The 13,036-nt window shown below is 61.2% G+C and carries 11 protein-coding genes; 2 read left to right on the top strand and 9 right to left on the bottom strand.

What is annotated here, in order from left to right; translation table 11 throughout:
- Positions 1–208 precede the first annotated feature (208 nt).
- Positions 209–2,044, top strand: a complete 1,836-nt coding sequence (locus EDE09_RS02780; protein ID WP_132408738.1) for a methyl-accepting chemotaxis protein — start codon at positions 209–211, stop codon at positions 2,042–2,044.
- A gap of 57 nt (positions 2,045–2,101) precedes the next feature.
- Here the strand turns inward: EDE09_RS02780 and glyS are convergent, their stop codons facing one another.
- From glyS to EDE09_RS02735, 9 genes are all read right to left on the bottom strand, one after another.
- Positions 2,102–4,429, bottom strand: coding sequence for a glycine--tRNA ligase subunit beta (glyS, locus tag EDE09_RS02775; protein ID WP_132408736.1), 2,328 nt, complete (start codon positions 4,427–4,429; stop codon positions 2,102–2,104).
- An 89-nt stretch (positions 4,430–4,518) separates the two neighbouring features.
- Entirely contained in the window at positions 4,519–6,441 is a 1,923-nt protein-coding gene (locus EDE09_RS02770; protein WP_132408920.1) for a DUF2207 domain-containing protein, read from the bottom strand.
- 39 nt (positions 6,442–6,480) lie between these two features.
- Positions 6,481–7,740, bottom strand: a complete 1,260-nt coding sequence (gene aroA / locus EDE09_RS02765; protein WP_132408734.1) for a 3-phosphoshikimate 1-carboxyvinyltransferase — start codon at positions 7,738–7,740, stop codon at positions 6,481–6,483.
- A gap of 140 nt (positions 7,741–7,880) precedes the next feature.
- Positions 7,881–8,432, bottom strand: coding sequence for a LemA family protein (locus EDE09_RS02760; RefSeq protein ID WP_105374156.1), 552 nt, complete (start codon positions 8,430–8,432; stop codon positions 7,881–7,883).
- Between the two features lie 99 nt (positions 8,433–8,531).
- Positions 8,532–9,488 (bottom strand): glycine--tRNA ligase subunit alpha, encoded by a 957-nt coding sequence (locus tag EDE09_RS02755; RefSeq protein ID WP_132408732.1) that lies wholly within the window; start codon positions 9,486–9,488, stop codon positions 8,532–8,534.
- A gap of 96 nt (positions 9,489–9,584) precedes the next feature.
- Complete coding sequence (locus EDE09_RS02750; RefSeq protein WP_132408730.1) at positions 9,585–9,776, bottom strand: hypothetical protein; 192 nt, start codon at positions 9,774–9,776, stop codon at positions 9,585–9,587.
- 22 nt (positions 9,777–9,798) lie between these two features.
- Complete coding sequence (locus tag EDE09_RS02745) at positions 9,799–10,665, bottom strand: S49 family peptidase (protein WP_132408728.1); 867 nt, start codon at positions 10,663–10,665, stop codon at positions 9,799–9,801.
- A gap of 112 nt (positions 10,666–10,777) precedes the next feature.
- Positions 10,778–11,584, bottom strand: coding sequence for a methyltransferase (locus tag EDE09_RS02740; protein WP_132408726.1), 807 nt, complete (start codon positions 11,582–11,584; stop codon positions 10,778–10,780).
- The gene (locus EDE09_RS02735; protein ID WP_105374138.1) at positions 11,584–11,805 is read right to left on the bottom strand and encodes a DUF2007 domain-containing protein; all 222 of its coding nucleotides are present in this window, start codon (positions 11,803–11,805) and stop codon (positions 11,584–11,586) included. The genes EDE09_RS02740 and EDE09_RS02735 overlap by 1 nt, the downstream gene beginning before the upstream one ends.
- A 107-nt stretch (positions 11,806–11,912) precedes the next feature.
- Between EDE09_RS02735 and EDE09_RS02730 the strand changes: the two genes are divergently transcribed.
- Positions 11,913–12,929 (top strand): polyprenyl synthetase family protein, encoded by a 1,017-nt coding sequence (locus EDE09_RS02730; protein ID WP_132408724.1) that lies wholly within the window; start codon positions 11,913–11,915, stop codon positions 12,927–12,929.
- Positions 12,930–13,036: the final 107 nt, after the last annotated feature.

Raw genomic sequence — 13,036 nt, 5'->3', positions numbered from 1 at the left:
GCCAAGACCGCCTTCCGCGAGTCGAATGCAGCGGCCATCTACCAGTGCCAGATCCTGGCCTGATAATTAAAATTTATTCAATCATTTAGACGCATGGTCGCTTCGTGCAATGCGAGCACGCGACCAGCGCAGGAAGCGCAATTCCCCTCCGACCATCTACTCCGCCCCGGCTCCGTCAGGAGATCCGGCCGGGTGAAAGCGCGCGAACATGAAGAACCTAAAAATTTCTCATCAGTTATTGACCGTCGTGGCGGTCCTTATGGTGGCCTTCGCCACTGTGACCTATTACCAGATCCGCACCTCGATCGCCTCGATCTACGCCGAGCGCTACGACATGCTGCGCACGCAGGTGGAATCGGCGATCTCCATTCTTCAGAGCTACTACGAACTGGAAAAGGCGGGCAAGCTGACCCGCGAACAGGCACAGACCCAGGCTTACGCCACTGTCGCCGCCATCAAGTTCGAGCCGGCAGGTTATATTTTCGGCATGACGAAAGACATCGTCATGACCTTCCACTTCAATTCCAAGAACGTCGGCACCGCCCAAAAGGGTCAACCCGACAAGATGGGCAAGCTCTTCCGGGAGGAAATCGTCGCGAATGCACAGGCAGGCGGCGGCATCACGGAATATCACTGGGAAAAGCCGGGCCTGTCGAGCGATCAGGTCTACAAGAAGGCCGTCTACTCCAACATGTTCCAGCCTTGGGACGTGGTGGTCGCTACTGGCGTCTACGTGGACGATCTCGAAGCCAAGATCCAGCAGACGATCATGGAGGTCGTCTCTTTCGGTCTCGTTGCATTCCTCGCGGCGCTCGGGGTCGCAGTCCTCGTCATCCGCAATATCACCAAGCCTCTGGCGGCGGTGCATTCCGCGCTGGAAGCCGTTGCCGACGAGAATGTGAGCATCACCATTCCGCACACGGAAATGGCCAACGAAGTCGGGTTGATGGCGCGTGCCACACAGGCGCTGCAGGAGAAAATCCGCGAGCGCCACGCCATGGCGGAGCGGGAAGAGAAGCAGAAGCTGGAGCTGGACCGCGAGCGCCAGCAGAACCTCGACATGCAGCAGCAGGACGCTGTGGCACAGGCCCGCGTCGTATCAACGATCGGGGAGGCGCTGGAAGCTCTCGCCACCGGCGATCTGACCATCCGCTGCGGCGATCTCGGGCCGCGTTACGAAGCGCTGCGCCACAACTTCAACGAAGCCCTCGGGCAGCTCGAAGCCGCGATGGCGAAAGTCAATGCGAAGGGCATCGACATCAGCGGCTCGAAGGAAGAAATCCGCCGCGCCTCAAACGAGCTCTCGCAGCGCACCGAGCGCCAGGCGGCAAACCTTGAAGAGACCTCCGCAGCCCTCGACGAACTGACGGTTGCCGTGCGTCATACGGCCGAAGGTGCCCATGAAGCGGCGCAGCGTGTCGGCTCGGTCAGCACTGAGGCCACCCGCTCCGACCAGATCGTTGCCCAGGCGATCGAAGCCATGGGCGGCATCGAGCATTCGTCGGGCGAGATTTCAAAGATCATCGGCGTGATCGACGAGATTGCCTTCCAGACCAACCTCCTGGCGCTCAACGCCGGCGTCGAAGCCGCCCGTGCAGGTGAATCCGGCAAGGGCTTTGCAGTTGTCGCCCAGGAAGTGCGCGAGCTTGCACAGCGCTCCGCAGCGGCCGCGAAGGAGATCAAGGACCAGATCTCCCGCTCTTCCGGTCAGGTGCAGAACGGGGTCCGGCTCGTGGGCGAAGCCGGCGAGGCACTGAAACGCATCTCCAGTCAGGTCAAGGACGCGAGCGAGATCGTCGGCAAGATCGCCCATTCGGCATCCGAACAGGATACGACGCTGCGGTCGATTTCATCCTCGCTGAACCAGCTCGACGCAGCGACCCAGCACAATGCGGCAATGGCGGAAGAGACGACCGCTTCCGCCGAAGCGCTGGCGACCGATACCGATGAGCTGCTCAGCCTGATCCGCAGCTTCCGCGTCGGGCATGACGGCGGCACAAGCGCGCTTCGTCACACTGCGCAGAAGATGCGCAAGGCAAGCTAACGGACCCTCAGGGCTGGGGGCCGCGGGCCGTCGGGCGAAAGCCTGGCGGCCTTTTTGTTACGAGACGATCTTGGAGAAGTCGGCGACCGTCGCCGTTGCTTCGCGGATGGCCTTCAGAAGCGCCAGGCGGTTGGCGCGGATCGCCGCATCTTCGTCGTTGACCAGCACCTCTTCGAAGAACCGGTCGACTGGCGCACGGAGCTTCGAGAGCGCCTCCATGGCCGAGCGGAAATCTTCCTGGGCAATAGCTTCCGACGCTCCCCGCGATGCCGACTGGATCGCCGACCAAAGCGCCTTTTCCGCATCGAGCCGCAGCAGTTCGTCTGCCACGCCATCGGCAACCACAGTGCCCTTCTTCTCCTCGGCGGCGAGCAGCTGCACGGAGCGCTTGGTGCCGGCCAGCAGATTCTTGCCGTCTTCCGAGGTGATGAAGGCCGTCAACGCCTCGGCGCGGCGCGCGACCATCAGGAGATCGTCAGCGTCAGGCGTCAGCACCGCATCTATGATGTCGTGCCGGGCACCCTGGTCGCGGAGGTAGACTTTGAGGCGGTCGTGGAAGAAGGAGAGGAGGTCGAGTACATCTCGATAAATCCACTGGCCTTTAACATCTAAAACTTGGCCATACTCGCCTCTGGCTGGCGCGCTCCCTATGTCTTCTGCTCCCTGAACACCAAGTTGAACCAATTCCTTCGTGAGTTCTTGTTGCTTTTTCGATTCATCCACGATTTTGGCGTAAAAGAACTGCTGCTTTACAAATTGGCATGGCTCAAGGAGAGCGAGCCTCACCTTCCGCTCCAACAGAATGCGCACCACGCCCAACGCCGCACGCCGTAGAGCAAACGGGTCTTTCGAACCCGTCGGCTTTTCGTCGATCGCCCAGAAGCCGACGAGCGTGTCGAGCTTGTCGGCGAGCGCCACGGTGATTGCCACCTTGTCGTCCGGCACGCGGTCGGACGGGCCCTGCGGCTTGTAGTGATCCTCGATCGCAGCCGCGACGGACGCGTTTTCGCCTTGGAGCAGCGCATAACGGCGGCCCATCAGGCCCTGCAGTTCGGGGAACTCGCCGACCGCTTCGGTGCGAAGATCAGCTTTTGCGAGTACAGCGGCGCGATCCACCAATGCCGGATCGGCGCCCGTGACCCTAGCCAATTCCTTAGCCAGCGCCCGGATGCGGGCCACGCGCTCACCCTGGGTGCCGAGCTTGGCATGGAAGGTAACGTTCAGCGCGTCGAGCTTCGCCATGCGCTGGTCCAGCGGCTTGTCGAGCTTGAGGCCAAACTTCTCGGCCGAGTCCTTCAGCGTCTCGAGGTCCGGCAGGTCGCCCTGGTCTCGGGTCCAGAAATGCTTGGCGTCCGACAGACGCGCGCGCACCACCTTGCCGTTGCCGTGGATGATCTCCTTGCCGCCGTCCTTCGCCTCGATATTCGAGACGAGGATGAAGCGGTTCGACAGCCCCTCCCCGCCTTGCGGCCGCGTGACGAAACATTTCTGGTTCGTCTTGATGGTGAGGCGGATGATTTCGGCGGGGATTTCGAGGTAATCCTGCTCGAACTCACCCATCAGCACATGCGGCCACTCGACAAGGCCGGAGACCTCTTCCAGCAGACCCTCGTCCTCGACCAGATCGAGGCCGTTGGCGAAGGCGAGGTCGCGCGCATCATGAAGGATCACATCCTTCCGGCGATCGGCATCCAGCATGACCTTCGCTTTTTCGAGGCTCGCCACATAGTCCTCGAAGCGGCGCACCATGATCGGCTCGGGCGCATGGAAACGGTGGCCGTAGGTGATATTGCCGGCGACCAATCCATCGATCTCGAAGGGAATGACCTGCGTCTCTTCGTGTTCCGGGCCGAACATGCAGACGATCGACTGCAGCGGGCGCACCCAGCGCAGGCTTTCCGACCCCTTGCCCTCGACGCCGGAGAACCGCGCGCCTTTCGGCATGGAAGCCGCGCCCCAGCGCATGGATTTCGGCCAGGGGAAATTGCGGATGATGCCGGGCATCACCTCGGCGATGATCTGTTCCGCCGGACGGCCCGGCTTGGAGACGACCGCGACGTAGAAATCACCCTTCTTCGGATCGTTGACGACTTGCGCCTCGGAAACGGCAGAAAGACCCGCCTTGCGCAGGAAGCCCTGAACGGCCTGCTCCGGCGCCTTGGTCGACGGTCCTTTGATCTCCTCGCGCTGATCGGCGGAACGCGCCGTCAGGCCCCGGATATCGAGGGTGAGCCGACGCGGTGTCCAGTATTCGCGTGCACCTTCATAGGTCAGCCCCGCTTCCACCAGCGCGTCGGTGACGAGCTTTTTGAGATCCCCCGCCGCCTTGCGCTGCATGCGGGCCGGGATTTCCTCCGAGCGGAGTTCGAGAAGCAGATCGGGCATCGATAATCAACTTTTTGATGATTGTTCAACAGGGTGTGGCCTTAGCAAGCCCACCGCAAAAAGTCATCAGGGGTATTGGGGAAAGTGGCCTACCACCCTCCCCCGCCGCCACCGCCTCCGCCGCCACCGGAGGAGCCGCCCGAAAAGCCGGACGAGGACGAGGAGGATTTCGGCGCGGGGATGGTCGAAGCGATGGTGGAAGACATCGAGGAGGCAAAGCCACCGATGCGGTCGCCGAAGTTCGAATGGGAATTGCCGCTGTACCAGCCAGGTGCATAGGAAGCCGCTGCGGCACCCGCGGCCGTTGCGAGCCATGCTTCAAAGGCGCGGCTCCACGGCTTTTCCACGCCGAGTGCCACCGCATAGGGCAGAAGCTTTTCGAAATGCTGCGGCGACATGGTCGGTGCGCCCGCCATGTTCATGCGGTCCTGTTCCGCAAGTGTCAGATAGGTGCGCAGGCCCTCGATGCCGTCCATCAGCTTGCGGCCGAGCGGCGTCGGCGCGCCCATCAGGAAAAAGAACATCACGTTGACAAGAACGATACCGCCGACGGCCACCAGGACGGGCCAATGATCGTTGCCCGTCATTTCGGACAGGAGTGCCACCATCACCGCCGACCCGATCGACAAAGCGACCAGGCCGATGAAACCGAGGATCACGACCGAAACGACCTTCGACAGCAGGGAAGAACCGCGCCTCATTCCCTTTCCGAAACTCACGGCAAAACCGCCGATAAAGACCGCGAAAAAGGCGGGCACGATCAGCATCGCGATCATGTCCGGCTCCAGATTCCCGAAGACGATCAAGGCGAGGATCGACAATACGCTGAGAGCGACGCCGCCCGCGATATAGCCCGTATTGGCCTTGTAATACTTGCCGCGATGCTCCTTTTCGATCGCCCGCCGGAAGCTCGCGCCGACCGACTGGACCGTCGTCCCGTGCGCCTCGTCGATCACGAGGCTTTCGCCCTTTCCGCCGATGGAACCCAGAATAGAGGCTTGACCGCTCGGCAGATCCCGCGGCGCGGTCTTGTCCGTCCGGCGCAGCACGATCTTTTCCTTCAAATCATCGAGCACCACATATCCCTTGACGGCAAGATCGAGCACGCCCGCGGAAAAGGCTGTCCAACCGCCGCCCGAAAAACCCTTGTTGTCGATGTAGTTGACGAGTGCGGGGGAGATGCCGTCGGGAGCATCCCAGCGCGGCACCATGACCCCGCCGGCCGGATCGCGGCCGACGCGATTCCAGAACACCGAGTAATAGGCGACGACGAGGATCAGTCCACCAAGTCCCAAGAACAGATTGATGTTGTCGCGCAGCCACCAGTCGCGCTCCTGATCGGCAGAAGGCGGCGCGACCACGCCCTTGGGAAAGCCGACAACGACGGTCAGTCCTTCCTGTTCGCCAAGCGGACGGGTGGTGGCGAAATTTGCCTCGTTCCCGTTTGCCTGCATGCGCGCGTTGCGCTGCGTGGAGCCAAGGGGACCGGTATAGGCGGCGGTCTGAGTGACCCGGCCTCCTGGAAGCGTCACACGAGCCGAAACCTGCGCGATGCGAAACTGCCAGCCGTTGCCGGTGACGTTCCAGTAGAGTTCGTCATGGTCGTCGAAGTAACGGATCTGCCGGTCGGTCCGGTAGGTGACGACGTAGGTATGTTCGCCGTCGCGAAGGAAAACATCCTCGGATCCGGTATAGATGCGGATGCCGCCGGCCACCGTTTCCGTATGATAAGGCTCGTCGCGCCCGTCGCGGGTGACCGATATGACGTCGAAACCGACACGCACGGTGCGTCCCGCAGCGTCCTGCATGGTCAGCGGGAAATCGCGGAAGATGCCGCGCCTGATCCGGTTGCCTTCCGCATTGACAACTATCGTTTCGGAGACCGTCAGGTCGCCATCGGCGGCAACCTGGAGATCGGAATGGTAGGAGCGGATGTATTCCTCCGCCCGTGCAGGGAGTGCCGCAAACAAACAAAGGAGAAGTGAGACCCAGAAACCGGAGAACCACCGCATCACGACATATCTCCCCTTGGCTTGGCCGATTTTTTTCAGTTATTCGATGTTTGTATAAGCCACACCCAGCGAGGCAAGCACGTCCCAATAGGCCGGGAAGGTCTTGGCAACGCAATCGGGATCAAGAATGGTAATGCCGCCGATCTTCAGCCCCGCCAGGGCAAAACTCATGGCGATGCGATGGTCGGCGAACGTGTTGATCTCCGCCAGCAGGGTCTGGCCCGCCAGCGATGGATCGGAGGCGACGACGAGATCATCCCCCTCCTCCGTCGCGAGACCTTCGCGAATATTGTTGAGGCCGAGCGACAGCGCGCGGACGCGATCGCATTCCTTGACCCGCAAATTGGCAATGCCGGTAAACCGTACGGGGGTCTCATTAAAGGCGGCAAGCACGGCGATAGTCGGAACGGCATCCTGCATCTGAGAACCGTCGATTTCCGCCGGCAAATGCGGGAATTGCGAGATAATCTCGTAGGCCTTGGCGTCCGGCTGCGTAAAAGCATCCGCCGGCACGCCGAGATCGATGGCGCCGCCGGTCAGCACTTCCGCCGCCCAGAGATAAGTGGCGGCCGACGCGTCAGGCTCGATGGCGAAATCAGCGGCCTGATAGCCGGTCGGTTCGATCCTCCAGGAAGACGGCGTCGGCTGGGTGACCTTGGCGCCGAAGGCACGCATGACCGCGAGCGTCAGATCGATATACCCTCGCGCGCCTATATCCGCGCCCGCGAGTTCGATGAGAAAAGGTTCGGAACCGCAGGCGGCGGCCATCTGCAGCGCCGAGACATACTGGCTGGAAAGACCGGCGTCGATAACGACCGCATTTCTGGTGAAGGCTCCATTGGCATCGATCGTGACGGGAGGGCAGCCGCTCGGTGCATCGATCGCTACGCCCACCGACTTCAGTGCTTCGACAAGCGGCTTGATCGGTCGCTTGCGCATGTGTTCGTCGCCGTCGACGACATACCGGCCTTCCCCGAGCGCCAGAGCCGCGGTCAGAAAGCGGGTCGCGGTCCCGGCATTGCCGAGAAACAATGGTTCAGATGGCGGCATGAGCTTGCCCGTGCCGGTGACGACGAAGGTCGTTGCATCCGGCTCACCGACCTCAACGCCCATGGCCCTCAGCGCCTCTGCCATATAGCGCGTGTCGTCGCTCTTCAGCGCGCCGGTGAGACGGCTCGTACCCTTTGCAAGTCCAGCCAGAAGCAGCGCCCTGTTGGTGATCGACTTCGATCCGGGCGGCATGGCGCGGCCGGAGAGCGGCTTGCCGGGCGGCAGGATGGTGAGTTTGGCTCTGCCCATGGTGATCGTCTCTTATGCCATCTGCAGCGCTGCCATGCCGTTCCGGCACGTCAGGGACGCCGCAACATTGATTTTACGCCGCAAAAGCGCGGCCGACCGCGCTCATAAACCGTTGCGTCCGAAAGGTCCAATAGCGGAGTTCAGAACTTGACGGCCGGCACGGCGCGGTCCGCCGCGTTCTCGATCTCGAAATATTCGCGCTTGGAAAAACCGAACTGGCTGGCGATCAGATTGGAGGGGACGCTTTCGACCTTGACGTTCAGATCGCGGGCCGCACCATTATAGTAACGCCGCGACATCTGAATTTCGCTTTCAATCGTCTCCAGCGAGGCCTGGAGTTCAGAAAAGTTCTGGTTCGCCTTGAGGTCCGGATAGGCTTCCGCCAATGCGATGATCTTGCCAAGAGCCTGGCCGAGAAGACCTTCTACTTGCGCTCGACCCGCAACATCTCCTGCAGGTACGGCCTGCGCCTGATTGCGCAGCTTGACAACCTCTTCGAACGTACCCTTTTCATGGGCGGCGTAGCCCTTTACGGTTTCGATGAGGTTCGGAATCAGGTCGGCGCGGCGCTTCAGCTGCACGTCGATGCCCGACCATGCCTCTTCAGCCATCTGCCGAGATTTGACCAGCCCGTTGTAGAGCATGACAACGTATAGGCCGACGAGAACGACTATACCGAGAAGAATATACATGCGCGAATCCCCCAGAACCGTATAATTCCGGGCGGACACTAGGCATACTTCCTCAAGGGCGTCAAACGGACCGTCGAAGGCCTTAGAGCCTGCCGTCGATCACGCAGCCTCTTTGCCGAAATTCGCGCCGCCCGCTTCCGTCAACAGGAACGCTTCGCCGCAGGCTTTGGCAAGCGTGCGCACGCGCAGAATGTAGCTCTGGCGTTCGGTCACGGAAATCACCCCGCGCGCGTCGAGCAGATTAAAGACGTGAGAAGCCTTGATGCACTGGTCATAGGCCGGGAAGACGCATTTGTGCAGCATCTGATTGGCGTTCGCGCCGGGAGCGCCTGCCGCGAGCAGAGCCTGGCATTCCTTTTCGGCATCGATGAAGTGGCGATGCAGCATGGCGGTGTCGGCGAATTCGAAGTTATGGCGGGAATATTCCTGCTCCGCCTGCAGGAAGACGTCCCCATAGGAAATCTTTTCCTCGCCTTCGCGGCCGTTGAAGTTCAGGTCGTAGACATTGTCGACGCCCTGGACATACATGGCGAGGCGTTCGAGGCCATAGGTGAGCTCGCCCGCCACCGGGGAGCATTCGATGCCACAGACCTGCTGGAAATAGGTAAACTGGGAAACTTCCATGCCGTCGCACCAGCATTCCCAGCCGAGACCCCAGGCGCCAAGCGTCGGGCTTTCCCAGTCGTCCTCGACGAACCGCACGTCATGAAGCAGCGGATCGAGACCGATCGCTTTCAGCGAGCCGAGGTAGAGCTCCTGAAGGTTGGAAGGGTTCGGCTTCAGGATGACCTGATACTGGTAGTAGTGCTGCAGGCGGTTCGGGTTTTCGCCGTAACGGCCGTCGGACGGTCGCCTGGACGGCTGCACATACGCCGCCTTCCAAGGCTTCGGCCCGAGCGCGCGCAGCGTCGTCGCCGGATGAAAGGTCCCGGCGCCGACTTCCATGTCGTATGGCTGCAGCACCGCGCAGCCCTTGTCTGCCCAATAGTTATGGAGCGCGAGGATCAGCCCCTGGAAGGAGCGGGTCAGGGACATATGGTCAGGCAGCTCGGTCATGGCGATATCAGGTTCGGTTGGAGGGACGCGGACGAGTGCCACGCATGAGGGGCACGGGTCAAGGATTAAAGGTTTCGAAACGCCGGGCCGCGGCGCTTACTCCTCGTCCCGCTTCACCCGGTATTCACCGGTCAATGGATCTTTTTCCAGCGTGCCGACCGCACCCGTCTGGCGCTCCTTCTCGTGCTGGCGGGAGCGCTGAGAAAGCCGTTCGGCATCCTTGATGAACTTTTTGTACAACATCCAGCCGCCGCCGATCAGGATGATCAAAAATATGAGCTGCGCCATTTCCCCCTCACGTTTTGGCCGTTCAAAGACCGTAGCGGCTCCACAATGCCTTTTCCTCAAGCCCGGCGGCAAGTCCCGTGGTCAGCTCTGCGGCGATTTCGCCGGCCTTGCCCTCGCCAAATACCACTCCCGGCACGCGACGTCCGAAGAGCGTGCGGGCGCTGCCGATCAGTTCCAGCTTGGCATCCTTGCCATAGCGACGTTTCAGAACGTCTCGCATGTCGCCCAATCCGTCGACCAGACCGAGGTCAACGCCGCGCATGCCGCTCCAGAAGAGACCGGAGAAGATGGTCGCATCATCGGCCAGCCTCTCGCCACGCCGCATCTTCACCATGTCAATGAAAACCTTGTGGATTTCGAGTTGCAGCGCCTTCAGATACTCGATATCGCCTTCCTTCTCCGGCTGGAACGGATCGAGGATCACCTTGTTTTCGCCAGCGGTATAGACCCGGCGCTCGACGCCGATCTTGCGAAGCAATTCCGGAAAACCGAAGCCGCCGGAGACAACGCCGATCGAGCCGACGATGGAGGTGGGATCGGCAAAAATCTCGTCGCCGGCGAGCGCTATCATGTAACCGCCGGATGCTGCGACGTCCTCGACGAACATCAGCACCTTCTTGTTCTTTTCCTCCGCGAGCGCCCGGATGCGCTGGAAGATCAGGCGCGACTGCACCGGCGAACCGCCCGGTGAATTGATGGCGATGGCAACAACCGGCGCCTCCTTCTTCGAGAAGGCCTTGTCCAGCATCGGCGCAACGCCGGCCAGATTGAGCGGCTGCTTGAATTGGCTGCCACCGGCCATGATCGCCCCATGCAACCGGACGACAGGGATCGTCACGCCAGTCTTACGGAACCGCTTCGGCATCAGCCTATTCCAAAACCCGCTCATTTTTCTTCCTTCTGTCGCATTGGGCCTGCCCCAGCATGTATGTGACGGATTCGCAAACACAATGGCAGCGCCCTGAAAACAGGCCAAAACGGCCGAAGAGCGCACCGCCGGTTCAGACTTTACGCCGGCTGCAGATTTCTTTCGGGCCGATTCGCCGATACGCGGCGCGGCCGTTGTTGAGGTCGTCCACGAACGGCGTGAAAGCGTGTCCGTCCGCGCCGTGCACGAAGAGCGGCGCCCTCAATGTCAGCCTCGCCCGCGAGCCCTTGATGGCCGTAACCAAAATGCGTGTGGCGCTTTCATCCGGACGCGGATGGAGCGCGGTTATCTCCAACCCACCGAAGCGTTTGCCGCAGGCATCGATAATCTCGGCGATCGATTGCGGCCGGGCAATCAGCGACAATTGCCCGCCAGGTTTCATGATTGCCCCTGCAGTGCGAACCCAGCCGTCGAACAGACCTTCGGTCATGGCATGAGCCTCGGCCTTCAATGCATCCGGCGTCCGGCGGTCGGCGGCATCGTTGAAGGGAGGGTTCATGATGACGTGGTCAAAGATCTCGTCCGGCAGCCCCGCAGTTATCCGTGGCTTGCCCGTCAAAGTGACATCTGCTTCGAGAACCTCAACACGCCCCGCCAGGGAAGCGTTTTCGAGCAGCGCAAGGGTCCGGCGGGCATAATCGGCCATCAACGGCGATTTTTCGACCAGCATTACTCTCGCTTCCGCGAGGCGCGCGGCAACGGCAAGCCCGGCCGCGCCGGCACCCGAACCGAGATCGGCGACCGTGACCGGCCTGTCTGACGCCACCAGCGAGGCCAGCAGCATTGCATCTACGCCGGAGCGATGTCCGCCGCCCTTCGGCTGCATGATGTGGAATCTGCCGCGATGAAATGCGTCGATGGTATAGGCCGATGCCGTCATCAGGACCGCAGCTCCGCCTCCAACCCCGCATCCGTCAAAATCCGCCGCGCCTCTTCGGCCCGCTCCTCATCCACCAGGAGGCGGCGTGGCAGCAGTCCAAGCGACCCCTCCAGCACACTCATCGACTGATCCGCGATCATGCAGTGAATGCCGGCGTCTTTCATCAGGCTTTGCGCCAGCGACAGGATTACGACGTCGTTGGTGCGAATAATCTCCAGCATGACTCTTTTTGAACTCCATTAGACCATGCAGCATACGATTTGCGCTTGCCGCACTATCCGCCTCTTTCTATTGTCGCCCGAAAGATTTCGCTAGGGAGGCCTCATCGTTGGGCGTCGTCATACCGCTTGAAGAAGGCAAAAACAAACACGCATCCGTCAAGCCTCTGGTGGACCTCACCAAAGCGGATATGGAACGGGTCAATCAATTGATCCTGTCCAAGGCCGGTTCCGACGTGCAGATGATTCCCGAGGTGGCCAACCATCTCATCTCGTCCGGAGGCAAACGGCTGCGGCCGATGCTGACACTGGCATCCGCTTCGCTGTTCGGCTATCAGGGCGACGCTCATGTGAAGCTCGCGACTAGCGTCGAGTTCATGCATACGGCGACCCTGCTGCATGACGATGTGGTGGATGAAAGCGATCTGCGCCGGGGCAGATCCACCGCCCGGATGATCTGGGGCAATCAGGCAAGCGTTCTGGTCGGCGACTTCCTGCTGGGCCAAGCCTTCAAGATGATGGTGGAGGTCGGTTCGCTCGAAGCGCTCGACGTGCTGTCGACCGCCGCCTCCGTGATCGCCGAGGGCGAAGTGCTGCAGCTTTCCGTCGCCAAGAGCATGGAAACGACAGAAGACGATTATCTCTCCGTCATCCGCGCCAAGACCGCCGCTCTCTTCGCCGCGGCAGCCGAAGTCGGTCCGATCATCGCCAATGCCGACAAGGCAGGACGCGGCGCGCTCAAATCCTACGGCATGAATCTCGGCCTGGCATTTCAGCTTGTCGACGACGCACTGGACTACGGCGGAAAAGCCGCCGATCTCGGCAAGAATGTCGGCGACGATTTCCGGGAAGGCAAGATCACGCTGCCGGTCATCCTCTCCTATCGCCGCGGCACCGAGGCCGAGCGGGCCTTCTGGCGCCAGGCGATCGAAAAGGGTGAAAGCAGCGACGAGAACCTGGAAAAAGCCCTTGGCCTGATGAACAAATACGGCGCGCTGAACGATACCATCGCCCGCGCCCTGCACTATGGTACCATCGCTCGCGACGCGCTGGCGCCCCTGCCGCACTCGCCGATCAAGGCAGCGCTTCTCGAGGTCATCGACTTTTCGATCCAGCGCGTTAACTAAAACAGTACTGGCCAACAAAGGTTTGACCGGCGCCGCCTACTGCGGCGCTGGAGATTTCCTTGCGGACCTGCTTCAAAAAAGCCATTCTGTCGTGAATCAAATGGGCG

This window comes from Neorhizobium sp. S3-V5DH, from assembly GCF_004343065.1.
GTDB lineage: Bacteria > Pseudomonadota > Alphaproteobacteria > Rhizobiales > Rhizobiaceae > Neorhizobium > Neorhizobium huautlense.
This window is presented reverse-complemented; position numbering and strand designations above follow the sequence as displayed.

Coding starts and splice junctions, on each gene's coding strand:
- EDE09_RS02745 (WP_132408728.1), bottom strand. CDS start 10,665: ATGAGCGGGTTTTGGAATAGGCTGATGCCGAAGCGGTTCCGTAAGACT.
- EDE09_RS02755 (WP_132408732.1), bottom strand. CDS start 9,488: ATGACCGAGCTGCCTGACCATATGTCCCTGACCCGCTCCTTCCAGGGG.
- EDE09_RS02740 (WP_132408726.1), bottom strand. CDS start 11,584: ATGACGGCATCGGCCTATACCATCGACGCATTTCATCGCGGCAGATTC.
- glyS (WP_132408736.1), bottom strand. CDS start 4,429: ATGCCCGATCTGCTTCTCGAACTCCGCTCGGAGGAAATCCCGGCCCGC.
- EDE09_RS02770 (WP_132408920.1), bottom strand. CDS start 6,441: ATGCGGTGGTTCTCCGGTTTCTGGGTCTCACTTCTCCTTTGTTTGTTT.
- EDE09_RS02760 (WP_105374156.1), bottom strand. CDS start 8,432: ATGTATATTCTTCTCGGTATAGTCGTTCTCGTCGGCCTATACGTTGTC.
- EDE09_RS02750 (WP_132408730.1), bottom strand. CDS start 9,776: ATGGCGCAGCTCATATTTTTGATCATCCTGATCGGCGGCGGCTGGATG.
- aroA (WP_132408734.1), bottom strand. CDS start 7,740: ATGGGCAGAGCCAAACTCACCATCCTGCCGCCCGGCAAGCCGCTCTCC.
- EDE09_RS02735 (WP_105374138.1), bottom strand. CDS start 11,805: ATGCTGGAGATTATTCGCACCAACGACGTCGTAATCCTGTCGCTGGCG.
- EDE09_RS02780 (WP_132408738.1), top strand. CDS start 209: ATGAAGAACCTAAAAATTTCTCATCAGTTATTGACCGTCGTGGCGGTC.